21 protein-coding genes and 1 pseudogene are annotated in these 25,868 nt (G+C 43.7%); 14 read left to right on the top strand and 8 right to left on the bottom strand.

What is annotated here, in order from left to right; genetic code table 11:
* The first annotated feature begins 13 nt into the window (after positions 1 to 13).
* Positions 14 to 922, top strand: a complete 909-nt coding sequence (rarD, locus tag ELY33_RS01040; RefSeq protein ID WP_126942623.1) for an EamA family transporter RarD — start codon at positions 14 to 16, stop codon at positions 920 to 922.
* A 266-nt stretch (positions 923 to 1,188) separates the two neighbouring features.
* Here the strand turns inward: rarD and ELY33_RS01030 are convergent, their stop codons facing one another.
* Entirely contained in the window at positions 1,189 to 1,500 is a 312-nt protein-coding gene (locus ELY33_RS01030; protein ID WP_126942620.1) for a hypothetical protein, read from the bottom strand.
* 133 nt (positions 1,501 to 1,633) lie between these two features.
* On the opposite strand from ELY33_RS01030, the gene ELY33_RS01025 reads away from it, so the two are divergent.
* From ELY33_RS01025 to ELY33_RS00980, 10 genes are all read left to right on the top strand, one after another.
* Positions 1,634 to 3,334 (top strand): SulP family inorganic anion transporter, encoded by a 1,701-nt coding sequence (locus tag ELY33_RS01025; protein WP_126942616.1) that lies wholly within the window; start codon positions 1,634 to 1,636, stop codon positions 3,332 to 3,334.
* A gap of 123 nt (positions 3,335 to 3,457) precedes the next feature.
* Positions 3,458 to 4,567, top strand: coding sequence for an MlaE family ABC transporter permease (locus ELY33_RS01020; protein WP_126942613.1), 1,110 nt, complete (start codon positions 3,458 to 3,460; stop codon positions 4,565 to 4,567).
* Positions 4,561 to 5,385 (top strand): ABC transporter ATP-binding protein, encoded by an 825-nt coding sequence (locus ELY33_RS01015; protein WP_126942610.1) that lies wholly within the window; start codon positions 4,561 to 4,563, stop codon positions 5,383 to 5,385. Before ELY33_RS01020 ends, ELY33_RS01015 begins: the two co-directional genes overlap by 7 nt.
* 7 nt (positions 5,386 to 5,392) lie before the next feature.
* Positions 5,393 to 6,334 carry an MlaD family protein gene (locus tag ELY33_RS01010; RefSeq protein ID WP_126942607.1) on the top strand — a complete coding sequence of 314 codons (942 nt, stop codon included), beginning with the start codon at positions 5,393 to 5,395 and terminating at the stop codon, positions 6,332 to 6,334.
* The gene (locus tag ELY33_RS01005; RefSeq protein WP_126942604.1) at positions 6,331 to 6,951 is read left to right on the top strand and encodes an ABC-type transport auxiliary lipoprotein family protein; all 621 of its coding nucleotides are present in this window, start codon (positions 6,331 to 6,333) and stop codon (positions 6,949 to 6,951) included. Before ELY33_RS01010 ends, ELY33_RS01005 begins: the two co-directional genes overlap by 4 nt.
* Positions 6,952 to 7,760: 809 nt before the next feature.
* Positions 7,761 to 8,327, top strand: a complete 567-nt coding sequence (locus ELY33_RS01000; RefSeq protein WP_126942601.1) for a hypothetical protein — start codon at positions 7,761 to 7,763, stop codon at positions 8,325 to 8,327.
* 478 nt (positions 8,328 to 8,805) lie between these two features.
* Positions 8,806 to 9,114 (top strand): hypothetical protein, encoded by a 309-nt coding sequence (locus ELY33_RS00995; protein WP_126942598.1) that lies wholly within the window; start codon positions 8,806 to 8,808, stop codon positions 9,112 to 9,114.
* Between the two features lie 814 nt (positions 9,115 to 9,928).
* Positions 9,929 to 10,918 carry a hypothetical protein gene (locus tag ELY33_RS00990; protein ID WP_126942596.1) on the top strand — a complete coding sequence of 330 codons (990 nt, stop codon included), beginning with the start codon at positions 9,929 to 9,931 and terminating at the stop codon, positions 10,916 to 10,918.
* Positions 10,919 to 10,992: 74 nt separating this feature from the next.
* A complete protein-coding gene (locus ELY33_RS00985) occupies positions 10,993 to 12,177 on the top strand; it encodes an ATP-binding protein (protein ID WP_126942593.1) in 1,185 nt (394 codons plus the stop codon).
* 2 nt (positions 12,178 to 12,179) lie between these two features.
* Complete coding sequence (locus ELY33_RS00980; protein ID WP_167470020.1) at positions 12,180 to 13,427, top strand: vWA domain-containing protein; 1,248 nt, start codon at positions 12,180 to 12,182, stop codon at positions 13,425 to 13,427.
* A 230-nt stretch (positions 13,428 to 13,657) separates the two neighbouring features.
* On the opposite strand, the gene ELY33_RS00975 is transcribed toward ELY33_RS00980, so the two are convergent.
* A complete protein-coding gene (locus ELY33_RS00975; RefSeq protein ID WP_126942587.1) occupies positions 13,658 to 14,362 on the bottom strand; it encodes a hypothetical protein in 705 nt (234 codons plus the stop codon).
* Between the two features lie 489 nt (positions 14,363 to 14,851).
* On the opposite strand from ELY33_RS00975, the gene ELY33_RS00970 reads away from it, so the two are divergent.
* Positions 14,852 to 15,628, top strand: a complete 777-nt coding sequence (locus ELY33_RS00970) for a hypothetical protein (RefSeq protein WP_126942584.1) — start codon at positions 14,852 to 14,854, stop codon at positions 15,626 to 15,628.
* 506 nt (positions 15,629 to 16,134) lie between these two features.
* On the opposite strand, the gene ELY33_RS00965 is transcribed toward ELY33_RS00970, so the two are convergent.
* Positions 16,135 to 16,767: a recombinase family protein gene (locus ELY33_RS00965; RefSeq protein WP_126942581.1), complete on the bottom strand. Its 633-nt coding sequence runs from the start codon at positions 16,765 to 16,767 to the stop codon at positions 16,135 to 16,137.
* A 493-nt stretch (positions 16,768 to 17,260) separates the two neighbouring features.
* Here ELY33_RS00965 and ELY33_RS00960 point away from each other — a divergent pair, with 493 nt between their 5' ends.
* Complete coding sequence (locus ELY33_RS00960) at positions 17,261 to 17,791, top strand: hypothetical protein (protein WP_126942578.1); 531 nt, start codon at positions 17,261 to 17,263, stop codon at positions 17,789 to 17,791.
* Between the two features lie 753 nt (positions 17,792 to 18,544).
* On the opposite strand, the gene ELY33_RS00950 is transcribed toward ELY33_RS00960, so the two are convergent.
* The 4 genes from ELY33_RS00950 to ELY33_RS00935 form a co-directional block, all read right to left on the bottom strand.
* On the bottom strand, positions 18,545 to 19,633 hold the full coding sequence (locus tag ELY33_RS00950; RefSeq protein WP_167470019.1) for an OmpA/MotB family protein: 1,089 nt from the start codon (positions 19,631 to 19,633) through the stop codon (positions 18,545 to 18,547).
* A 136-nt stretch (positions 19,634 to 19,769) separates the two neighbouring features.
* Complete coding sequence (locus ELY33_RS00945; protein ID WP_126942569.1) at positions 19,770 to 21,122, bottom strand: coiled-coil domain-containing protein; 1,353 nt, start codon at positions 21,120 to 21,122, stop codon at positions 19,770 to 19,772.
* 1 nt (position 21,123) lies between these two features.
* The gene (locus ELY33_RS00940) at positions 21,124 to 21,930 is read right to left on the bottom strand and encodes a hypothetical protein (protein ID WP_126942566.1); all 807 of its coding nucleotides are present in this window, start codon (positions 21,928 to 21,930) and stop codon (positions 21,124 to 21,126) included.
* A 62-nt stretch (positions 21,931 to 21,992) separates the two neighbouring features.
* Entirely contained in the window at positions 21,993 to 23,408 is a 1,416-nt protein-coding gene (locus ELY33_RS00935; RefSeq protein WP_126942563.1) for a hypothetical protein, read from the bottom strand.
* Positions 23,409 to 24,223: 815 nt separating this feature from the next.
* Here ELY33_RS00935 and ELY33_RS00930 point away from each other — a divergent pair.
* Positions 24,224 to 25,108 carry an endonuclease gene (locus ELY33_RS00930; protein WP_126942775.1) on the top strand — a complete coding sequence of 295 codons (885 nt, stop codon included), beginning with the start codon at positions 24,224 to 24,226 and terminating at the stop codon, positions 25,106 to 25,108.
* A 133-nt stretch (positions 25,109 to 25,241) separates the two neighbouring features.
* Here ELY33_RS00930 and ELY33_RS00925 read toward each other — a convergent pair.
* Positions 25,242 to 25,847, bottom strand: a pseudogene (locus tag ELY33_RS00925) (SOS response-associated peptidase); the annotation flags it as partial.
* Between the last annotated feature and the right edge of the window lie 21 nt (positions 25,848 to 25,868).

Here is a 25,868-nt window from a genome sequence, read left to right as displayed (position 1 = left end):
TAATGAGGCTGCTATGCTTCCACCTGCATCAAGGGATCCTGAAGCGGTTAAAGGCGTTATGTTTGGCCTAACTGCTTACACCATGTGGGGCTGTTTCCCGCTATTTTTCGCTCTGTTTGATGGCATTCCTGCGTTCGAGATCCTCATACATCGAATTTTATGGTCATGCCTTTTTTTGGTCGGCTTAATCAGCATACTGCGCCGCTGGCCACCCGTGGTTGCAGCACTTGTCGAGCCTAAACGCTTGGGGCGTGTACTCGCTTGCGCGTTACTAATCGCCTTTAATTGGGGCCTTTATATTTATGCTGTTGAAAGTAAGCAGGTGTTACAAGCCAGTTTAGGCTACTTTTTGACTCCGCTGGTCAACGTTGCTTTAGGAGTACTAGTACTACGTGAAGTGATGGCACGACTTCAACTGGTTGCCCTGGGCTTGGCGAGTTCGGCGATTGCAATACAGTTCATTATGCTTGGGGAGCTGCCCTGGATCAGCCTATTACTGGCACTTAGCTTTGGTAGCTACGGCCTATTTCGTAAGCAAGTACCTCTTGATGGACTTTCAGGCCTTTTTGTAGAGACACTGTTACTGTTTCCACTCGCCTTAATAGCGATTACTTGGCTTAGCTGGCAGGGAGAGTCTCACTTTATCCATGATGTGCCAATGAGTGCTCTGTTAATAATTAGCGGTGTGTTAACCGCCCTACCATTGATGGCCTTTGCTGGGGCTGCACGTCGCTTACGGCTAGCAACGCTGGGTTTTTTGATGTACATCAACCCCAGCATTCAGTTTTTGATTGCGATCATCGTCTTTGGCGAGCCTCTAGGTCTCATCCAATTGATTACCTTTGTGATGATCTGGACAGGCTTGGCACTCTATTCTTGGTCTTCTTGGCAGTCACGTCCGCGCCAAAAAGTGGCTATCTGAAGCGGATGCCAATCGCTTTTCAGCAGCCAGATAGTCAACAACAAGCGCTCTGTCGTTTGACTTTTCAGTCTGATAACCAACGCGAAAGCCTTCCCAGTGTCTGCCGTTAATGTAAATGGGTACCGAAAGATCGTGCATTCTCGGCAAGTGAGGCCACTTGGGAAGCGCTGGCACTCACTTGCATGATGGCGGCATCAATGGCGCTCATACTCGATGACGCCTCATTGGCCATGGCTTCCTACTTGGTAAGGCGTTGAGCCATGAGATCAGCGTAGTGCGATACGTCTTCCAAGGCGATAGCGGTGCTGCTGGCTTGGTTCATCAACCGGTAAGCCCGCGAAGTGAACCATTACGCGAAGCGAACCATTGCGCGAATGGGTTTGAGACCGAAAATAGGCTTCGTCAAATGCGGCCTGATCTGCTGAATAAACAGTCATCACTGCAACCAGCATCAAGCTCGCACTAGCACCCGCCGCCAGCAGCAGCAACGCAATATGGGGGAAAGCGCCAGATGCAGACATCATCCATACAGAAATGCCCAACACAGCCAAAGGCACTAACAGCCAAAATAATCGCAAAAGAAGTAGCACTTTCGGTTCAGAACAGTTTTTTGTTTGAAAGCAAAGACCAACATCTTCCCTACAACGCGTTAAACTAACGGACTCACCAGTGGTTGGGGTTTTAAAACAACAAAACTGACGCCAGGAGCTTATGTTTAAGCGCTATTTTCCTATTCTTACATGGTTGCCCCACTACCATAAGCGCCTGCTAGGCGCCGATGTATTAGCGGGACTCATCGTAACCGCGATGGTTATTCCGCAATCGTTAGCCTATGCCTTACTTGCAGGTTTGCCTGCGGTGGTGGGCTTATATGCCAGTATTTTGCCACAACTCTTGTATACCTTTTTAGGGACAAGCCGCACCTTGGCCGTTGGGCCGGTGGCCATCATTGCATTAATGACGGGGGCAGCACTCTCTTCTGTTGCAACCCCCGGCAGCGCTGACTATTTACAAGCAGCACTGGTACTTTCGTTACTTTCTGGCGGAATATTGGTCGCAATGGGTGCGCTTAAAATGGGCTTTTTTAGCAACTTTTTAAGTCATCCGGTAATCTCTGGTTTCTTAACAGCATCGGGCATTCTGATTGCAGTCAGCCAATTAGGCAGCCTGATAGGCGTCTCCAGCAGTGGCTTTACACTGGTAGAGCGAGTGGTAACGCTGTTACCTAATCTTCCCACCGTTAACCTATATACGGTGGTGATCGGTGCTGGCACGCTATTTTTCCTCATCATAATGCGACGCTTTGGTAAACAGAGTCTTCGTGCGATTGGTATACCTAAGACACTTGCCGATTTAATCACCAAAGCTGGCCCCGTCTTTGCTGTGGCTATCACCACGCTAGCTACCTGGCATTGGCAGTTGGCCGACCAAGGCGTTGCCATCGTTGGCAGCATTCCCAGCGGGCTGCCTGCACTGAGCTTTCCATGGGGCGATACCTCCTTATGGCGTGCACTCTTGATCCCCGCGCTGCTCATTAGCTTGGTGGGGTTTGTGGAATCTGTTTCCATGGGGCAAATGTTGGCCGCGAAACGCCGCCAGCGTATTTCTGCCAACCAGGAACTGATTGGCTTAGGGGCCGCTAATCTAGCCGCTGGGTTTACCAGTGGCATGCCCGTCACCGGTGGCCTGTCACGCACGGTCATCAACTATGATGCCGGCGCGCAAACACCTGCTGCTGGGGCCTTCGCAGCACTAGGGATTGCTTTAGTAACGATGGCCTTTACTGGTTGGCTTCACTACTTACCAATTGCCACGTTAGCCGCGACAATTACCGTGTCTATTTTGACTCTGGTGGATATCCCCATGCTGCGCCAAACATGGCGCTACTCTCACAGCGATTTCGCCGCAATGGCCGTCACAATTCTACTGACCCTGGTTGAAGGAGTTGAAGCTGGCATCATTGGTGGCGTAAGCCTTTCTATCGCGTTATTTCTGTATCGCACCAGCCGCCCCCATAGCGCGCTGGTTGGCCGGGTGCCAGATACCGAACACTTCCGCAATACAGCACGCCATGATGTTGAAACCATCAGCAATGTGGCGCTCCTACGGATCGACGAAAGCCTCTATTTTGCGAACGCCCGCTACCTTGAAGATACCGTCTATAATTTGGTCGCCAGCTATCCTGAGCTCGAGCATGTGGTGCTTATCTGTTCTGCCGTTAACTTGATTGATGCATCAGCGCTTGAAAGCTTGGATGCCATCAACGCCCGTTTAAAAGATTCCGATGTCAAACTTCACCTGTCCGAAGTGAAGGGTCCTGTTATGGATCAGCTCAAAAAAAGTGACTTTTTAGAGGCTCTGACCGGGCGTGTTTTTCTAAGCACTTATGCCGCATGGCGTGAGTTTTCATAAGCGTAATTTTTATAAGCTGAACGGTACCTCTTTTACTAACGCTCGTTTGAATGCATCATAATGTTACCAATATCGTGAATGTCTGTCGTGAATGTCTGTCGTGAATGTCGATGAGGAGCAGGGATGCCAAACGAATGGATAACCCGCGAAAGCGGGAACCTATCGCTCCAACACGAGTGGACGCTAGTTCATTATCAGGCACTAACATCGTTAGTGGCGCGGTATGGCGACACTGCCAAAAATCATGCTGTCTCGCTGGGCGGTATTACCCAGCTAGACACAGCCGGTGCTGCGTTAATTGTTAAGCTACTGGGCATTGAAAACGCCAAGCAACAAGCGGCAAATTCGTTACCCACAAAACAGCAGGCACTGTTAGTGCGTGTTGCCGAGGCGATGGAGACGCCTCTTGATGTCGAGCCTGCAAATAACAACCGTATCGTTGATGCATTGGCGACGGTTGGCCAGCAAATGGTGGGGCTATGGTCACAACAGCGTCAACTTTTAGCGTTTATTGGGCTGGTGCTTGCAACGCTGTTTTCTCTGCTATTTCGCCCCCATCGTTGGCGCTTTACGGCAACGATCGCGCATATTCATTCAAGCGGGCTAAACGCAGTACCTATCGTCGCGCTTCTAACCTTTATGGTGGGCGCTGTAGTGGCCTTTCTAGGAGCCACTGTGCTTCAAGATTTTGGGGCCACGGTATATACGATCGATTTAGTAGCTTTCTCTTTTTTACGTGAGTTTGGTGTGTTGCTGGCAGCAATTTTGCTGGCGGGACGCACCGCTAGTGCCTTTACTGCCCAATTAGGTGCCATGAAGTCCAATGAAGAGATTGATGCTCTTCAAGCCCAAGGACTTGACCCTATAGAACTCTTAGTGCTTCCCCGGGTAATCGCCCTCCTCATTAGCCTTCCGCTGCTCGCTTTCGTGGGAATGCTGAGCGGACTCGTTGGTGGTGCCATGGTGGCAACGCTTTCGCTGGATATATCGATTAGCCAATTCATGACCACGTTACAAAAAGATGTATCCGTCAGCCACTTCTTAGTGGGGCTTAGCAAAGCGCCCGTGTTTGCCTTTGTTATCGGCGTTATTGGCTGTCTCGAGGGCTTTAAAGTCAGCGGTAGTGCGCAATCAGTTGGCTCTCACACCACTTCCAGCGTGGTGCAATCAATTTTCATGGTCATCCTTATCGATGCGCTGGCTGCACTGTTCTTTATGGAGCTCGGATGGTAGCGACGACGCAAGCTGAAAACGAACAAGACGAGCAACCTGTCATCACTGTTAAAGGGCTGGTCAATCGCTTTGGCTCGGTGATTGTTCATGAAGACCTCGATTTAACGTTAAAGCAGGGGGAAATTCTCGGTGTGGTGGGTGGTTCAGGAACAGGTAAGTCCGTACTGTTGAGAAGCATTGTGGGCTTAAAGCGCCCAAATGGTGGCACTATCGATGTCCTGGGATCTCGCCTTAACGAGTTAAATGAACAACAACGAAGTCAGGTTGAACGCCGCTTTGGCGTGCTGTTTCAACGGGGGGCTTTATTCAGCTCTCTGAATTTGCAGGAAAATGTTGCCTTACCACTTATTGAGCACGCCAAACTGTCGCGAAAAGATGCGGAATACCTGGCACGCATCAAGCTCTCTTTAGTTGGGCTTCCCGCTAAGGCAGCACTGCAGTTTCCTGAATCTCTTTCAGGCGGCATGGTAAAGCGGGCAGCACTGGCTCGTGCGCTGGCACTTGATCCTGATATTTTATTTCTTGATGAGCCAACGGCGGGTCTTGACCCTATCGGGGCAGCCGCTTTCGATCAGTTATTAGTCACGCTGCGCGATGCGTTGGGCTTTAGTGTATTTTTGGTTACCCATGATTTAGATACGCTCTATGCTGCCTGTGACCGCGTCGCCGTGCTTTCTCAGAAACGCGTATTAGTGGCGGATACGCTTGAAAATGTCGCCAATACTGACGATGAGTGGGTGCAAGCCTACTTTAATGGACCTCGCGGGCGCGCCGCTCAATACGCCGCTAACGCATCAACGTCAGGTTTAAAGGAGTAAGTGATCAATGGAAACCCGTGCCCATCACGTCGTCATCGGTTTATTTACCGTATTATCTGCCGCGGCTGTGCTTCTGTTTGCGCTGTGGATGAGCTACGCCGCCGGGGAGCGCGATTACCAGCCCTACCGGATTCTGTTCGAACGCAATGTCAGTGGTTTATCGATTGGTAGTAAGGTGCAGTACAACGGCATTGAAGTAGGCGATGTGACCGAACTGACGCTAAACCCCGACGACCCCCGCCAAGTGATTACCAGTGTGCGTGTCTATGAGGATACACCGGTTAAGACAGATACCCGTGCCAAGCTTGCGTTTGCCAGCATTACCGGCAGTATGTCGGTTCAGTTGTATGGCGGCACCCCCGAAAGTCCACGCTTGATAGATCAGACCGATGACATGGCACCGTTTATCAACGCCGACCTTTCTCCTATCGCCACGCTGTTTGATGAAGGCGAAACAATGGTCCAAAACATTAACTCTATTTTACTTAATGTTAATGAACTATTTAATGACAGCAACCGCGAACAAGCCGGAAGTATTTTGACGAGTATGGCGCAAATCACACAGATGATTGCCTCACAACAAACAGCGCTTAATCAAAATATGGCGCTATTCGGCGAGGTGTCACGCCAAGCAACGGCTACCCTTGAGAGTATCGACACTCTTAGCCAGGAAGCGACCGTGCTGTTGCGCCAAGATGGTCGGCAAATGATGCAAGGCGCTGAAAGCGCCAGTCGCGATGTAGCCAATGCCGCGCGACGAATTGAACAGCTGGTTAACGATAATGCAGGGGCTGTCGACAGCACACTGCAAGGAGCACAAGATATTGCCCCAGCACTGTCAGCTTTGCGTTCTACACTAAACAACCTTGATCGTATTACTCGCCAACTTGAAGAGAGTCCGGCAGACTTTTTCCTAGGCCGGGATCAGGTAGAGGAGTTTCGTCCATGAGCTTGCGTGCTACGTTTAGCATCATCATATTAACGGCGCTTTTATTAAGCGCAGGCTGTTCAATACTGCCCGAAAGCAACCCCGCAACGCTCTATCGGCTACCGTCTCCTAACTCTCCGGCTACGCAAGCGGCAACTAGCTTCCCCTTACGGCTGGGCATCGCCACCCCGGGAGCAGGTCACTTGCTTAACAGCAACCGTATTGTGGTGTATCCACAAGGTAATGTGGTGAACGTGTATGAGGGTGCTCGCTGGCATGAAAACGCCCCTGATATGCTTCAAGCGCGCTTAATTTCAGACCTACAGCAGCGCCAACTCTTCACCAGCGTGAGTAGCGACCGATTGGCCCATGATGTACTGCTACTTAGCGAGCTGCGCCACTTCCAAAGTGAGTACGACGCCTCCCCACCCAGTATTCATCTTCAATTAGATGTACAGTTGGTGAATACGCAGAACCGAAATCCGCTAGCAGCGACCAATTTTGTTATCCGTACCCGAGCGGTTAGCACAGAAATTCCGGACGTTGTGGATGCGTTTGGCGAGGCCAGCGACGCCCTAGCAGCGCAACTTTCGGCATGGTTGGCGGGGCAATCAAACCGCTTACGTATCGCTGATTGACAGCCCTCTCCAGGATGAGAAACGGTATTTTTCTTAAGCAGTTACTTCGAAGCTGTTCTTTTCAACCGGTTCTTTTTAAAAAACCACGCGGGTCTTTTGGATAAAAATGTTCCGGCTGGCACTCTAAATGGGTAAAAAATCGGGTGTCTTTATAGGGCATCTTTACACATTAGGTTATACATAGTTGTTTATTATAGAATTTTAACTTAATAAATCATTTTATACCCCAAATTGTACACCATTTCCGGAAATCTAATGTATATGCGACTTTCCATTGGAATACTCCATGAAACGACCAGACCTCAAAGGGTATTGAACGGACTCTTTCCAGCCTTCCGGCTGGTCGTAAAAATTGCATCTGTTAAATTCCAGAAATAAGGTTGACATTGCCACATATCTTAGGTTGACATTATTATCAATTTGTGTTAATATTTAATTAGCTTTATTAGTAGCCCTACCTAGTAAGTCAAAAATTTTGCCTTTGTAGCTAGTGCATGCCTAGCTATACATGGTCAACGCATCATGATTTAACAGTGATGCGAACATTTTTACTAAATATACCTAAAGCTAACACGTTGTATAAGCTGCTTTCGTGGCGCATTTATATGTGCTTCTAGTATAGAAGCTTATCCACTATACAAAGCTAGGTGTTCATTTTTTCATGGCACGTAAGATTATTACTCTGCGTGGTTATATCCAACTAATGAGCGTAACCAGGGTTTTCATTGTTTTCAATGATACCCTGTTTTGTAGATCATGTAACAAAAATAAACTATTATAAGACATGATAAAAATAAGGAAAATATATAATGAGCAAGCTACACCCAATACACAAAGAGCAAATGGATCAATTTATAGCAACATTCGATCCTTGCTACTTTTTAACTTTGAATTTTTCAGTCCTGTTTGACATAACTCGTGATAGAGCTTTAGCAGAGCTGAATAAATTTATTATTAAGGTTAATAATTTTCTATTTGGAAGAAGGGATAAGAGAGTTCTAAAAATGTTGCCAGTTCTTGAGATGGGCGCTGATAGATGTAACCATATTAATGTTTTGGAAAGACAAATAAGAACCAATTGGCATATCCACTTAATAATAGAAGACCCATATAAAAGAAGTGAGAAAGTTCAAAAGTATAGCTTCATTCAAATGAAAGAAATAATTGCTGACATATGGGGCTCCTCTAGCATAGCAGACTCTTCATATACAACTAGATATGATAGCTTGTCTTGGTTTAAACCAATAAACTATTCACTGGGTGTCTTGGAATATGTTTATAAAGAAACTGGCCACTTATTTCCAGGCAAAAGATCAAATATCAATGAACTTGCTATTGTATACGAATTGGTAACTCCAGAAGGAATAAAGTTATAGCTATATGCCCTCTAGCTTTCTGTTTAAGCATTTTGAAATATATATTTAGTTATATATTGTTTTCCTTTTTTGAAAAAATATACTTACATGCTACCAAAGCACCTGTAAATATTTATTTACAGGTGCATTTTTAGAAATAGTTAATAATTAAGATGGTGAAATGCTCAAGTGAATTACTGCTTCCGTGTGTAAAAAAATATAAAAATAAAACTTAGGCTTATATTTATCTAATTGAAAACGTTGTGCTTTTTGATACGATAACTGTTTGCTTGCTAGTAGTTGATTGCATTAGTAGAGGGTTTAATTTTTAAAATACTTCTGGTTGAGGCTAAGTAGAAATATGTAATTAACGACAATTGTTTCATGCGTGCAATTTTTCTTGGGAACTTTATTATTTTCTTTTGTTAGTTTTTATATTATAATTAATGCATAGCTTTTATCGCTTTGGAATACGATAGTTTTATCGGAGGAGAGCAATATGTCTGATTTCGCAGGTGTCTTCTATCGCTACATAACTATTCTCCAATCCATTCCTTCTCATCCACGTTACATCACCACGCCTGAGCTACTGCAGCTTCTTGAACAACGTGGGATGTACCTTACACAGCGGTCTATCCAGCGTGACTTGTCAGAACGTTTAAGTATTCATTTCCCTATTTTATGTGATGAATCCACACGGCCATATCGCTGGTCTTTGGATAATCAGTATCACGTAGATTTGCCTGTCCCAAATAACTGGGCAGCTGGTTACAGCAATCCCAATGTTTCATCTTTAGCAGCTACCTAACGTTTGTCTTTAAGTCATTTCTTGTCGCACTCAGTGGCTATGCTGTTGCATTTAAAAGAACAGCGAGCGTGAGATGCAGGAATCCGATAACCCATCATGTCATAACACGAACGCTTTATGGGTGGATGTGGATAGCAATGGCGGCGGTGAGTTCATTGGACATTGTGGTACGTCTGTCGCCATTGCATCTGCACAGCTTCAGTATCTTGATGTGGTGAATTGTACTGAACTGGTCTGTCTGGATTTATCGCAATGCCATTCAGACTGTCACATCACCTTTCAAAATTGCCCTTCTTTAAAACGCATACTTGTACCCAATAATGGCAATGGTGCTGTTCTTCATTTTGATAGCGGAACTCACATGCCTTCTTTACAAGTAGAAGGACGAGTGGATCATTTTGATGCCTGTTGGTCGTCGGGCCATTGCTCAGTCAAGAGTGTTGGGACTCCATGGCAAGGTGTGTGGGTCAGTCATCACCTCAAGGACATTTCCCAACCCCATGTATCATCTAATGCTGATTGCTGGGTCATATTATCCCCCGCCACATCGCACCTTGTGATTGATGCCCCACAGGTACGTTATTGTTACATCTCAGGGGGTAAACAGTTACAGGCCTTATCAGTGGTATGCCTTGGCGACATACAGCCTCAGATCGAAGCACAGGCATTACCTGCACTACATTCAGTGGATGTCCATTCACCTACTGCTAGCGTGTATCTTCGTGACTGTCGTTCTCTGATACAGCTAACTGGAGCTGTGACTGATCTACATCTTACGCAGGTCGCACAACGGGCGGGTGCCTTACGAACGGAGATGACCAGCGAACGAATGATGCTGTGCCATTCTGCGGTGGAATCACTAGAAATTAAGGAGCCCACTGAGTTGTCCCTGATGCACTGCCCATCGCTCAACAAGGTAATGTTAGCTCCTCTAACGACCGTGCAGTGCCAGGGTGCGGTTCCTGACGCATTACTGGGTGTTGCTACCGTCGTTGTTGATGAATCTCTGGTGAAATCACTGGTCAGTGCTTATCCACAATACCCAGAAACCATCATGGTGAAACTAGCGACGTTAATACCTTCCATGTCGCCGTCGGTGCCTTGTTTAAAGGCGTTGCAACTCCTTCAGCAATTGAGCGAACTAGGTGCCCCACTGGAACAGGTGTGGAAGATACGCCTTGATCTGTCGGCAATGCATCTCGCGTCTCGTACCAAACGGCGACGTGATTCAACATCCAAAACGGCTATCGCTTTAAGCCATTGGAAGTGGCAGCTCCCCGATGATCTTTGTCGTGAGGGTTGGCAATCGGATTACCAGCTATGGGCAAAGTGTGCCCCGGTAGTTCCCGAAGCGTTTTACTATCGCCATGCCATGGTGAGAGCCTGTGCTAACCATCCTGATGGATTAGCCATGCAGACCGTGATGTACGCTATGGCGCGGCATTCCAACCAAACTTCCACCGATGAGATTGATCTGTGGTGTGAGGTTATGGACGTTATGGCAGCGAAGGAGCCTTTGAGTCTTGCTAATTGGGCAACACAGGCGCGAATGCTGACTGCCCGCTATGGTGGGGATCAACAGCTAGACCGAGCTTATTTAGCTACTTGCGAAAGGCTCCTACACCTTAAAGACCTATTGGATGTACTGGTGAGAATCGGATGCCACCACCCCGAAGTTCGTGCTTGTTTATTAAACATTGCACAACGCTCTCGTGATTGGCGGGAAGAGCGTTGCGACAACATACATGAGGCAGATAGCTTTCGTGCCAAAGCGATAGCACTAGCGATTTCACGTGTAGGCTGAATTAAATTAGCAAAAGCGACAAGCTGCGTCGTGTGACCCCTTTACTCTACTAGGGTCACTATTAAGGAGACGCTATGTCGTTTGCTACCAGCCCTTTCCAAGCCCGTCGTATCATTGAGACTCAGCTACAACAGCTGTGGTCGTCTCCCTGTGCAACTCAGCAAATTGCGCCGATTATGCTGTGGGGGCCACCTGGCATCGGTAAAAGCCAGTTAGTGCGCGAGCTCTGCCAACAGCTAGGTATTCACTTTATTGATGTGCGTCTCTCCCAAATGGAACCGGTGGATATGCGTGGAATACCGGTTCCCGACGGCGACAGTGTGAAATGGCTGGTAGCGAGTTCATGGCCACGTGACGATAAAAGCCGGGGTATTTTACTGTTCGACGAACTCTCAGCGGCGGATCGATCATTACAAGTAGCGGCTTACGAGTTGCTGCTGGATCGTCGCTTGGGAGACCTCTACACACTTCCCGATGGCTGGCTAATGATGGCTGCAGGTAACCGCGCTGAAGATCGTGCTGTGTCTGTCCCCATGTCATCGGCACTTGCGAACCGCTTGCTGCATTTAGAGATCAAGGCCGACATAGAGGCCTGGGGTGCTTACGCCGTTTCTAAAGGACTGCACGCTGATGTCGTGGCATTCCTGCGCTTCAAACCTGAGTACCTGCTAGTCAATGATGCCAACTGTCAGCGTGGTTGGCCTTCACCCCGCTCATGGGAACGGGTGGCCTCTTTGCTCATGGCGAATATTCAACTTGATGACGTCACCCAACGGCTGATGATTACAGGCCTTGTTGGTGAGTCAGCCTGCTCTGAGTTCTTGGCCTTTCGCCAGCTTGCACATTTACGTTTTGATATCCCGGCGATGTTACGTGGTGAAATACCCGTCGCGATTCCAGACCGCATTGATCAGCAACTGACCTTCTGTGCGTCGGTGGCAACGTATCTGTGGCAAGGCGATAACAGTCTGCAGGGGCAACGCCTTTCGGTTTTCTTTGAGATCAGTACACAACTTACCAGCGATCTCGCCACACTGATGCTCATGGATGTTCTTCGGATAAACGATGAAACCGATGCGGATACACGCGCTGAGTGTGTGTTTGCACACCCTGATTTTGAAGCATGGCTGCAACACCATGGGGTGCCCATGGAACATATCACTTCAGACCCAAGCATTGGCTTACCGGAGGGACGTTTCGCTACCGCCAGTGCTCGCAATGCCTCCCTGAAGGCAGCCAATCTATCAGGGAAGCCGTAATCATGATGAAGCCCTTACAGATTCTACCCTTCCGTGAACCTACAGCAGAAGAACAGACAGCTAAGGCCCAACAGCACACCGTATGGCGACAAGAAATTCGTGATTGGCTGATTGCTTATCCATTCACCGCCAAGCTGGTGATGCGATTAAAACTGGTCATGGTCGTGGATACCCGTGTACCCACGGCCTGCACCGATGGGATCAATGTCTTCGTCAATGCTCATTTTGCGGCTCAATGCTCATCAGCACTGCGTCGGTTCGTCATAGGACATGAGCTTTATCATGTGCTGCTGGGGCATTTTATGCGTCAATACGGACGTGAGCGCCTGTGCTGGAATTTAGCTGTCGATGCGGAAGCCAATTACCGCTTAATGCTCGATGGTCTATGGATGCCATTGGATGCCGTATTCTATCCCGCACAGGCAGGGCGTAATGCTGAAACAATCTACCAATGGCTGCTAAAACATCCTCGACCAGAGATGGATATGCCTTTTGATCGCCATGGTGAAGAACTATTTGCTCCAGCTTCCATAGATGACGATAACAACGCATTGGTGGTCGATCCCGATTTTGCACCACTGCGGGTCGACACTGACATGGCACGTCAGATTATTCAGCATTGGCAGGAAATGGTGTTACAGGAGGCACAGCAGGTATCTTCGGGATCGATTCCCGCCGGGATGAAACTGATAGTGAATAACATCGCTAAGCCACAGGTAAACTGGCGAACGACCCTTCACGACTTTTTCTTACGCCATAGCGGAAGCCAGCTAACCTGGAATCGAATCAATCGTCGGTCTCTTGCACAAGGGCATTATCTGCCAGGACGACAAGGAAAAGCCTTATCCCTCATGTTGGCTATCGATACCAGTGGCAGCACACAACGACAGTTGCAAGTGTTTATTGCTGAGCTGCAAGCCCTACTGACTAGTGCCGAGCACGTCGAAATACACCTGATCGAGTGTGATGCAGATATTCATCGTGAACGTGTCATTAATCACGTACAGGAGTTACAAGAAATCGGTAGTGATAATGGCGATGGACTTACATTGCGGGGAGGCGGAGGTACCGACTTTCGCCCTGTGTTCGAACGAGCCAACGACGTCATGCCGGAATGTTTGCTGTTCTTAACGGATGGCTATGGACGTACACCCGAGGCAACACCGGACTTACCGGTGCTGTGGGTGATTACGGAAGACGGTAAGGCACCGGCCTTATGGGGACATGTCGTTCGCCTAGAAAACGCATAAATCAAATTAAACAGCGCGGCAAGGAAGCCTCGTCTTAGAGTGTAACGTTGAGATGATCGAATTAAATGGTATATATTGGAAAACAATTATGATGTTGACAACATTTACGATTTCAAGTGACGCGCCACACAACTTAAGTTTTTATCGCTATTGCCACTTACCTACTAACCTATTGCCCAAATTATAAAAACAGCCTCATTAAGTAGTTTTAATATTTTCATATATGAAAACTACATCTTATTCTGTTCAAAATTTTCAAACTGGGTAAATATTATGCCAAGATATTCAACTAATAACTCAAGAAACACTGCCACAACAAATAACGCACAACCCAATATTACTATCCCAGCAGTAATAAACCAAAAGGTTACAAGATACTCAACAAAACTAAAAAACCTAACATACGCAACTACATTTCTTGATCCAGACTTATTAACAAAACGCTCTAATAACTTACTTCCAATTAACATAAATGTAAAAATTAAGATCGATATGTCCATATTTGAGAATAGAATGCCGATAGCGACAATGCTCAGCATAACAGAGATAAAACTAAGGATTAAATATATAAAATCCTCATGGGTAGTATGTGCACATATTTTTTCTAAAAAGGATATTAAATAGTGTTTTGTTACACTTTTTGCTCGAATGCTGGTAAAAAACAATGAGGTAAAAGTGAGAACTTCAGGAATAGGATGCTCGATGTGCAGTTTGGGTAATTTAAACAATGAACGAATGAAATTGACCAAAAATTCCCAGAATAGTCGCATCAATTCCCGCCAGCGATCTACAACAAATGCTAGTCCTTCCGACCAAACCTGTAGAGATTCAAATTTTGTTAATAGCGTCAAGGCCATGAGTAGTAGAGATAAAGGCCAAAACCTTTGTGCCTTATCAATTAAAGACTCTAGCCAGTTTCTTTGTCTATTTGGCATTAGTTGCTCCCTAAGCTTCCCAGAACACTAAGTTCGTTGTTGCCAAGTCAAATCCAAGCTTAACTCTCAGAAACCCCCTTAACTAATCAGAAGAACACGCCGCTTAACTCAAAGGTAGTCGGTTAAAAACCTGAAAGGGATACGACTCTACGTTCAAGGATCGAATAAGTCCGCAAGAGTGTTGAACAATGTACCATTTTGCGACAAGACGTCGAAGTGGCTATAGCCCTTTAAAATATGAGAAGGTATATAATAAACATTAGCAGAAAAATGAACATGAGGTTAACAGAAAGCAACATTGACACCTAAAAAAATAAAGCCACACCGTAGCTGTAAAAAAATATTATTAAAATCAGTACAGTAATAACCTAATGACCTCTGTGGTGGCCATTTACGAAGTCAATAAACCGAGGTAGCCTTGGTATATAGATCACATATTAATAATTTATCACATACATTCGCCACAGGCTTGAGGGGGGTAATTTAGGTATGAAGCATCAATCAAAAAATTCTTCCCACATACCGAATGGGCTTTATGAGGGTAAAATCGTCCATATTTCTGAGCTGAGTGAGGAGCATACAGGTCGGCGCTGTGGCTGCTATTGCCCTGTTTGTGGAACACGTATGCTTGCCAAGAGCATTAACGGAAAGTACACAGCTCATTTTGCACATGAACACAATATTTCAGAATGCTCCCTAGCAGCTGAAACTGGCATTCACCTAAAAGCAAAAGAAATAATTTCTGAGAATCTTTCACTACTACTCCCTACTTTGGTGGTAGGTGCTTCAGTTACTATTGGTGAGTTAGAATACAGTGATTCATGTTATGTAGTAAAACAAAAAAGGAATTTTTTGTTCGAAGAAGCGAGAATTGAAGAGTGGAGAGGCTCGTATAGGCCTGATTTAGTTGTTATGAAAGGAGGCAGAGAACTTCTTGTAGAAATTAAAGTGACTCATGAGGTAGATGACGAGAAAAGAGCTAAAATAAAAAAAGATCGCATTTCAAGCTTAGAGATTAATTTATCAAAAATCGATAGGATGTCCACACCAAAAGATATCCAATCAGCGGTAGAAGTAATTGATAACCTAAGCTGGGTATTTCATTCCAAAACGGGTGAAGCACATGAGGAGTTAAAGAAAAATATGCTCGCAAACGCAAATTTTTATTTAGAAGAACAAAGACAGGAGAGAGACGATCGCAATAAAAGAAACCGAGAAGCTAAAGCAGCACGAGAGATAGAGAGAAAAAAAGAAAAGGCATTATAGAGAAAGTCAAGAAAAGATCGAAGCTGAGCTAACTTCTTTAGCAATTGAATGCATCGCTGAAATAGGGTTTATCCGTACGCCTGCACTGAAGAAGAACGATAAGATAATAGTTGCTGAAGCTGAAACAGAATTCTTAAAAATAGATATGAAACCTGAGCCTAATGAGCATGAAGTATATTTATACGTTAACAATAAACGACTTTATGTTGCCTTCTTTTTTAGAAATCAGCTCCACAAGTCGCGCTACTGTAAAATCCGAAGGAAGCATGTATATGCTCTAGGCTTGTCACTTCGTTACCTGAAGCAGCGTTATGTAAGTAATAATGGTGTTTCAGAAAATGAGGTTAAATACCATCTTTATGGTAAAGGACAGCGTGATGGGTTCTGGATTTGCCATCCAGAGTGGCGAAAAGAATATCATGCTCTTTCCTACTCTAATTCGTTTTCCTGTAAGTAACTCTGGCAGATGAAATAATCTTTCAGCATAACCCCCACCATCAATAATATTAGGTCTGACTGGTTCGCTTTTCAGCACGTTGTACTGTGCTCACGCCACATCCAACAATTTCTGCTGTCTTACGAATACTCAATCCATGACGGCGCAACTCTAAAATCCGTGAATGCAAAGCATCGTTGACGGGACGGCCTTTGTAGCGCCCTTCCCGCTTTGCTTGATCTATTCCTTCACGCTGACGGCGGCGACGATCCTCCCAGTCTTTATGAGCAACTGCAGCCAGCATATCCATAAGCATCGAATTAACAGCATCCAACATACGGCCAGTAAAATCGTCGCTGTTGGACATTCGCAGCGCCGCATGGCTTGTTGGCAAATCCAATGACACAACACGAAGCCCTGCACTTTGAATTGCAGCTTTGAGCCGATTCCAATCAGGTTTGGTTAAGCGGGTGAGTCGATCAACCTGCTCGACAAGCAAAACATCGCCATATTGTGCATCATCAATCAAGCGAGAGAGCTCAGTACGATCAACCTTGGTACCACTGGCATTCTCGGTATACCACGCCGCAACCTTAAATCCTTTCTCCTCGACGAATGAATTTAACGTAGCACGAGCACGGCTCGCATACTGATCGTCAGTTGAGGCTCGAAGATAAGCACGAATGAATGTCGACTCAGCCATGTGTTCATCTCCAAGCTTCAACGTGGTCATTTGAGTGTGTTCATAATACATGTAGTCTTATGAGTTGTAAATGCACACATATGAATACAGCTATACATTCTTAAGGGGCGTGTTCTCTAAGGTATATCCAAATGGGCACTAGCTGCGCAGCAAATCACAAAGCCTCTTGAGCCGCTTCCTGATCGACTTAAACTATTATTTAAGAACTATTTATCAGCTTTTCCTTTGCGATGGAGTGATTTTTTCAACCTAGCTGAACACTACTTAGCCCAAGGTAAATTGATATTGCGATAGGCGGGAGTCATAGTTGCGGGATACAGCGGCGCATAAAAAAAGTAATAGAAGAATAGGGATCATATTTTAAACAAGCAATTACTATTTGCTTCAATGGCTTGCGTGTCGTTGACTGCATGATCCCCGATGGGGATGGAGCGGTATTGCCGACCTCACAAAGGCTAAAACCGATTTAATTAAATATAACCAACATCAAGTTTTGGCTTGGAACGAAGGGACTGAGGAAAGAAGCCAATTTAATTCCTCGCCTTACAAAACCGAAGTTATCACAAGCGAGTGTGCGTCCGGCTTTAGGGAACCTGCTACTGTCATCATGAAGAACTTATCGGCTGGAAATAGTTTTTCCTACGGAGAGTACGCAACTGCTGGAGATTCTGCTGCAGAAATAACCACTGAGTTCAGCAATTGTGCAAACGAATATGATGCCATCGCTGAGTACCGGTTTGGTCACAGTGAGAATGATGAATGGATTACCATCACTGACTGGGTTCAGCAAATGCGTGGACATGACTTCAATAGAAAGATGGCCATGAAAGAGCTAAACGCGGCGAGGGAAAAAGATGCTTCAGTAAGAAAAACGATTGGAATGATTACAGCTGTTGGACTAGCAGCGGTTGCAGCAAATGACAGTAACCATGCAGCTCCAGCAAACAGCTATACCAACTCGAGCCGACACTGGGCAAATAGCTATTACCGTGCTGATGGCACCTACATTCCAGGCCACTGGTGATCCAACCCCAACGGAACATGTTTAGACAACATTAACGGTTGTTAGAGTGAAGCGTGACTGGCTTCTGAAAAATCATAGATTGAAATATTAATATCCCAATATGTTAATACATTGGGCTGGGAGATGAGCTGTAAGAAATGTGCAGCTTTTAATTCTAGAAAACAGACAATCAGAATACGCTGCACGAAGTTGAGAGAAGGCACTCCGTGCAGCAGTTAACTAGTTAATGGCAGTGGTAAGGCTTGGAGCCCGCATGACAACCACTACTGTTAGTTCCACCAGAGTGAGCATGGGCTACGCCAACAATCATCATTGAAGCGAAAAGGATAGCTACTAACTTTTTCATAGAAAAACGCCTTTTAGTTAGATATATATTCATAGTGTCACCCGTCATGGCGGTTAGCTTCCATGTTCCACAGGCTTTTCTATATTTGGGATGGTTAAAGTTTAACCAGCCTTTCTGCTAATTCATCTTAGCATAGAAGCTTAAATCTACATAGACTTATGAACAAAAAGCTTCAATGCTTGACATGACTGCGAAATATAGACTCATGTGGAAAATCTGCCTAATGTATTTAATATCAATATGTTAAACGAATATTTCCTTAAAATGATAAGATCGAGTTTTGCTCTTATATTCAGTTTATTGCTACTCACCACAAGCTTCGCAGTGAGCGCTTCCCCTCCATCCTCTTTTAGCTCGGCAAAGAGAATCGCTGAACAACAGATTTATCATGACCAAACCGAATCATTCTATTGTGGCTGTACGTTTGATTTTGAATCAGATAAGTCGAACTCACCTGTAATTGCATCTTCTTCAGATCGTGTATCAATGGCAAACACCACTCGACGTGATTTCTCTCTATTTTCAAGTCCATTAGTTAAGATGGGGCGTGACGATGAAAAACCGATGGCAGCTAACCTAGAGCGCGCCCATTGAGCTACTTCGTCTTCGCCACCATAAGCCAAGCATCTTTTAAAAACTGCACCCGCACGACGTTGGCTTAAATCAAGATTATTCTCAAATGCTTGATTTGGAGGTGAATCATTCCAATCTGATGAAGCATGGCCTTCAATTTGTACACGACTCAGGGACTGATCAGCATCATAAAGAATTTCAAACCATGGTCGGCAAAACTGACTTAACACGCTATCAAACAAAGGCTTGATTTCAGCACTACCTGAGTCAAATAGCACGCTATCTGGGAAGATCACGTTTCCATTTTCTAAGATTTCACCACCAAGCCTTTCTATTGTATCGCCTGCTTGTTCTCTGATTGCTGCTGCTACATCAGCACCTGTGCGCCCTGCATTACGACGAAGCTCACCGATTTCAGCAACCTCTTCGGGAGTTAAACCTGTTTCAGTATATGTAACCAACTCTTCTTGAAGTCTTGCTTGTTCTTCAGCCTTTTCATTCAGCTCATTTATAGTTGGTAGTTCTTCTAACTTAGCAAGATCAATTAATGTTCGAAGTTTAGGTTCGGGCATAAGTACAGCTGCTTCAGCTAAGCGTTGTACTAGCTGTTCGTCAAGAAGTTGCACACGCTTCTCGACATCATCAGGATCAATATTATTAACTCGGTTATAAACATCTAATGCGGCAATAATTTCCTCTGGTGATTTCGCTTTTTGTATCACTTCTTCATACTCGGAAAGTTGAGCAAGTTTATCAAGATCATCCTTATAACGAATTGCCATTATTCTTTGTGTAGAGGATAAATTGGAAATGAAATTTTCAATTTCAGCAATTTTCTCATTTGCATTTTGTCTCCATAATCCAAGAAGCAATAACAAAATAAAACTGATTAGCATAAATGCTTCAGCAGCAGTCAGACCCATGACCGTACCTCGACGATAACTCGACTTTTGATCCATGGGTAACTTGTTCAAAGAATCACTCCTAGAGAAATAATTTTTTTGTAATAAAAGATCGTAACGCCGAAATTTTCGCTATTCTCGTAGTACTTTAACATTACTATTTTTTAGTCACATTAGCCGGGTATAAAGAAAAACTATTTTCTCTTTCTGAGTTATTTAAAAAATTGAATTTGATACTACTTTTATCAATATTTTTTTGTAACTGAATTGTTTTTTCTGACAAATTTTCAATAAAAATATTGATTTTCATACTTTGGCTGTCTATTAAAGAATTCAGGTTAATTATGTGTTTTTCTACTGTTTCTAGTGATTGCGCTAAAGCATTAGCCCCCTGAGATTCCTCAAGAGTAAGTTGCCTTTTTAAAGTTTGCATTTCATTTGAATGAATAGTTATTTTTTTACTTATTGAACGCATATCACTGTCTACTGATTTAATTGCATCTTCCATTGATAATACCGATTTAGAAAGTGATTCAGAAACAGTTTCCGTTGCAAGGGTAGTGGTTGAAATCTCTGTTTCTAATCTTTCCATTATAGTTTTGATGCTAACATTAAATCGTGAGATTGAGCTTTTTAATTGCTTATTGGTTTGCTGAGTCAGCTTTGAGTGCTCTTCCAAAGCATCACTATTTTCCTTAAGCCTAAGTGTAACAGTTTTACCAATGTTTTCAGTTGCTGAAGATACTGCTCTACCAGTCAATTCTACCGATTTTTCGATACTTTTTAGTACCTCAACCATACTAGATGTAGTAGATGTGATTGTTTCTTCAGAATTTTTTTCCATAATAGAGTTGGCTTTCTTACCTTGTTCAACAATAGTATTCATGGCAATTTTAAAACCGCTAAGAACATCCTCCATTGATTTATTCAAGCGTTCTTCATGTATTTTTGCAGAAGCTTCATGATGTTCATCAAGGCTTTGTCGAAGTTCAGTACCAAAATTTTTCATGCCTCGTATAGAGTCGGTTAATTCCCCCCTAAAATCTTGCATGGCTTTATTGATGGCTAACCTTGCTTCATTGTCTTTGGCAGTCAAATCTAATCGAAATTGTTGCATAAAAACCCTAGTTGCAACGCCGACTATAGTTGAGCTAAGGGCAACACCAAAGCCTGATATTACGCCTGCAATAAAATCAGATTCCATACTATGACCGCTGATCTCATACAAAGTGTAAGCAAGTGAACATAAAGTCAGAACAAAACCGAGATAATATGCATTATCCCCGATTTGCTCTGGTTCTAAGCGTATCGATTCCGACTTAAACGTCCAAATAGCATAAGCTATTATTATTGCTGCTGAAAATAAGGCCGGAAGCAGAAAAGATACATTTAGGTATTTAATTATTAAACTACCTAAGATGCCTACAGTAAAAGCTAAAAATAAAACTACTTTATCGAGATAATCTCTTCCAAGCATTTCGAAAGTTATTTTTCTATTATCGACTTTCATTTTATAAATTTCCTATCGTGTAAGCATTGACTCGGCTGATACCTTGAGCTTCGAAGTAACGTACCCAAAAATCATCGACAATATTTTTGTTAGCTAAATTCCTAGGAATTCTTAGTATAGTGATTTTCACCCCACCTAAATTACGACTAAGTTGATCTACTGAACCATTTGAATTAAAGCTTTCCCAAGATAAACCCCGATAAAAACTAAAATCTGAGCTATGCTGTATCAAATCTGAAATTATTACTATTTCCTTATTATTATTGGTAGTAGAAAACTCAGGGATTTTTGTAATAAATTCCTGCAGACCTTCCATTATAGGAGAAGAATCCGCTGACTCAAGAGTTAGTAAACTATCAAGAACACTATTGATAGGTGAGAAAAATTCCTTTCTGTATTTGCTTTCGATTATTTTTGGATTTTGAGTAAGAAAGCTCGCGCTTTCTCCTGTAGGTGGTTTACAGATAGAATAAAAAGAACTTTGACGAACTGTATTATTTGGCGAAACAGTCGAAAAACTTACTCTACTTCCTACAGGCGCATCATGTATTATCTTTTCAACTTTCTGCCTGGCAGCTTGAAGCTGGGTCATTGATAGAGGGTCGGTAGTATCGATAAGGATAGCTAAATGCTCAACAGGCCCATGCTCAGGGCACAAAGTAGTTTGATTAATACCGGGACGTTTAGATTCACTTTGCCAAAAATAAATCAAAACAGCAAAACCGACGATTGTTATAATGATCAGCATTATACCTAAACCAGTCGATTTAGCTCCCTTTCTTCGACGATATGAACGGCGTCTAGACATTATATATTTCTCTGCTTAATACTTTTTATAAGTGAAGCTTTGCCATTGCTGTTGCTAGAAATTTAAGCTTCTTCGTATTTAATTTGTCTAATAGTAGGAAATGCAGATAAAGCCTCTTTTCTAGACTTAAGTAGTTTAGCCACTCCTTTTTGTACAGCTTCTTCGGCTTTGATCAATTCTCTTTCAGCTACTTCTGGGATACGTATTTGCATATTTTTAAGCTCTTCAATTTTATAATCTTCAAAGTAGAATAATTCTTCAAAATGTTTTGGTGCCCGTTGTGATCTAGCTTTAATGTTAGCATCTCTGTAAATTCTCAGAAGTTTATTAACACCTTCGCTACAGCTTTCTAAGAAAATGTTAAGATTTCTTACAAGAGAAATACGTGCAGTCAAAGCATCTTCTGCTGACTTTATGTTATCTCTACGACGAAATATTTCATCTCTTAAATTTTTAGATGACTTTTCAAAATGCGCGTCTAGCTCATCATGTGCTTCGTTAAACTCATCCGTATAATTATCTATGCATTCTTCATTTTCATGCCACAATCGGCTGTAACCAGGGTAGGGGTCAGAAAAACTAAATGTTTTCCAAAATGATGTGAAACTTACAGCCGCACCAAAACCGATCACCAACCAAGAATTGATTGACCGTAATTCAAATGGAGCATTCTTGAGAGATATTAATGAAGAAACAAGAGCATCTTCCCATGGCTGTACTTCCAAGGCATCTCTAAAATGAGCAATAGAAAGGTTGAGAATTGAAGCAAATATAATAAAACATATTATTAAAACAACACCCCATAGCTTTGGCACCATACTTTTAATGTTTATTTGCCTAGAAAAGTGTCCAAATATACTTGAGAAAGAAATGTTTATAAATGCTATGATTGCTGCTAATATAATGCCACCAAGATATCCCATTGGATTTGCTTCAGCAAAAAAATAGCCGTTCATTACAGTTTCTATTAAACCAAGGATAGCTATTAAACCAATAGTTAGCACAATATTTTTTGACTCTCTTGGAGGGCCTTCAATATTATTTTTTTTCTGAAATTTTTTAAGTTTATCCTGGTGCTCACGCACCCGGACTCTTTGATTTTCAAGCCTGTTTTCCCAGTTATTCGAAATGCTAACGATTTCGTGTTCTGCTTTACCTACTAGAAGTTCAATCTTTTCTTTTTCATCTTTAACAGAGCCAATCCTAGTATTGTAACTTTCAAGCTCAGCTTCAAAATTATTTAAAGCTGCTGATCTTAAATTTCTTATATTTTCTACAGCATCTCTTTCAACTGCAGTCAAAGATAAGCTGTCTTCAGTTGGGAAGTTTAATCTCCCATCCTCTTCCCCTCGTTGTTTTAGGCGTAAATCGCTAGCTATTTTATCGATTTTGAGTGAGGGAAAACGATACAAGCTATTTTCGAAGCTGTTGCTTTTTCGTGATGCCAGGTTGCCCATGCTTTTTAGAAAGTTTGCCACAGCCTGTCTCTCCATATCCGCCACGTTGTGACATAAACCTAACGTAATTTCAGTAGCTTATCGACAAGCCATTGATTAATTAAGTAATATTAACACAACCGATCCTATTGATGGAATAAGGTGTTAGCAATTAGTACTCCCACTTAGTCAAAATGAAATTCTAAGGGAAAATTTGTATCTGATATTATTCGCTCTTAATTAGTGTGCATGCTTGCCTGCTCTATGATAACCGTTAGCAGCCTGTCGTCGCTGAATTGCTACCATTGTTGAACATAATTGGCACTAACTAGGCTTGCATGGAGGATGAGGGTGTTTTTTACTATCTAGAGGTAAATTCTTAATTGTCAACAAAATCAGAATCTTAGCTACAAGCTGTGAAAAATTAATTGTTGAGCTTGCTTACTTACGTAATTAATGCTAATTTTAAAAAATTAATATTAGTTAATTAATATTAGATTGTAAGTTCATCATCGCAACCAAAGGCAACATTACACGCATCCTTTCCCTGCTTTAAATATTTAATCATATTGCAATCAATTATGAACGAAATAACATTAACTGCTAAGAGATCGCTCATCAAAAGCATATATCTGTCGACACGATATTTAAGTTTCATATCATCTTAGTTAATCTAATACTATCATTAGTTGGGAACATCACTGGCATATGGAATATGACTCGTAGTTTTGTTCCGTTTCGCACGTTGCAAAGAATTTTCGCACTTTAATTCTAGTAACTACTTTATAGACTGTCACTCGTTTAATAAACCTATCTCCCCCTATGTTTATCATACAGTTAATAAGGTTTTTATAACAATGTATAAGACATTTTTCATGGCTTGGGCTGGCATACTATTAGTCATAAGCTTTGTTGCAAACGCTGCTCCCCCATCCTCTTTTAGCTCAGCAAAGCGAGTCGCTGAGCAGCAAGTTTACTATGACCAAACAGAGTCATTCTACTGCGGCTGTACGTTTGATTTTGATACAGGCCCTACTCTCAATAGTTGTGGGTACGAGATACGCAAACAGCCTAATCGGGCAAACCGCATCGAGTGGGAGCACGTCATGCCCGCTTATGATATCGGACGTCAGCGTCAATGTTGGCAAGAAGGCGGGCGTGATAATTGTCGACGAACTGATGAAGTCTTCAGGCGTGCAGAAGCTGACCTCCACAATCTAGTGCCAGCCATAGGCGAGGTGAATGGAGACCGCTCTAACATGCGATTTGCTATGGTCAATAACCCAGTGCATGAGTACGGCGCATGTCAGGTAGCTGTGTCATTCCAAGAGCGTAGCTTTCAACCTCCCCCTCATCGTATTGGTGATATTGCTCGTATTTATTGGTACATGCGTGATACTTACGATATTTCAATTAGTCGTCAACAGCAGCAGCTATTTGAAGCATGGGATCGCATAGACGCAGTGGATGACTGGGAGCGTGAACGCAATCGGCGCATCGCAGCAGTACAAGGGACAAGTAACTCATACGTGGAGTCCATTAGTGCTGAAGTAGAAATCGTTGATCACGTGGCGGAACCCATCTTTCAATCTAAAACTTCATCGGTATACAGTTGCGACATGCGTAAAACATGCGGACAGATGGCTTCCTGCGAAGAAGCCCGCTTTCACTTGCAACAGTGTGGGAACGGAAGATTAGACGGTGATGCAGATGGCGTGCCGTGCGAGTCGATCTGTCGTTGATTCTTAACTTAGAAGAACGTGTAATACAGAAATAAAGCATCTGACCTGTTAGCGCTTCAACCTTAGTGTCAAATGAAAAATGTTGGGCTGGATTGATCAACCCTTCTCCTTGTCCTTCGGAGGGCTTATTAACAGATGTGCTGACAGGCCAGTGCTTTATTAACGCGGCATCGATAGGCTTCATCATATTATGAATCGCTTCTCGATCCGTCAGGTCAGGTGCTAGCCAAGGTTCGAGATAGCCACTATCAAGTATCAACGGCATACGATCATGAACTTCTACAGCACTACCCCGTGCAGCTTCTGTGATGATTGCACAGCCTAAGCTTCCGTCGTCTCGATCAGAAAATATACCTGCAAAGAACAGGGGCTGCTTATCAACACGGGCCAGGAAATGCGGTTGTTTAGGATTTGAATTCTTGATCCATTCATACCACCCGTTGGCGGGGATCAAGCACCTATGCTTAGAGAAAGCTGATTTAAAATAGCCGTTAGACGCTACTGTCTCAACCCTCGCGTTAATAGGCTGATTGCCCGTTCCATTTACCCACGCTGGAAGATACCCCCACCACATATCATCGATAAACGGCGGCTCGTTTTCTGACAGCTGCTTAACGACAGTGATCCATGTGCCGGGAGCGATGTTGTAACGCGGTTGCGCTATACGCTCAGGTACAGTCACTGCGACCATTTTGGCCAACTGTCCTAAGGGGGTGAATAGAGCAAATCTTCCACACATGATTGAATGATAGTCGATAAA

Origin of the sequence: Vreelandella andesensis (assembly GCF_003989795.1) — a bacterium.
GTDB lineage: Bacteria > Pseudomonadota > Gammaproteobacteria > Pseudomonadales > Halomonadaceae > Vreelandella > Vreelandella andesensis.
The sequence above is the reverse complement of the archived record's forward strand: the minus strand, read 5'-3'. Positions and strand labels throughout refer to the sequence as shown.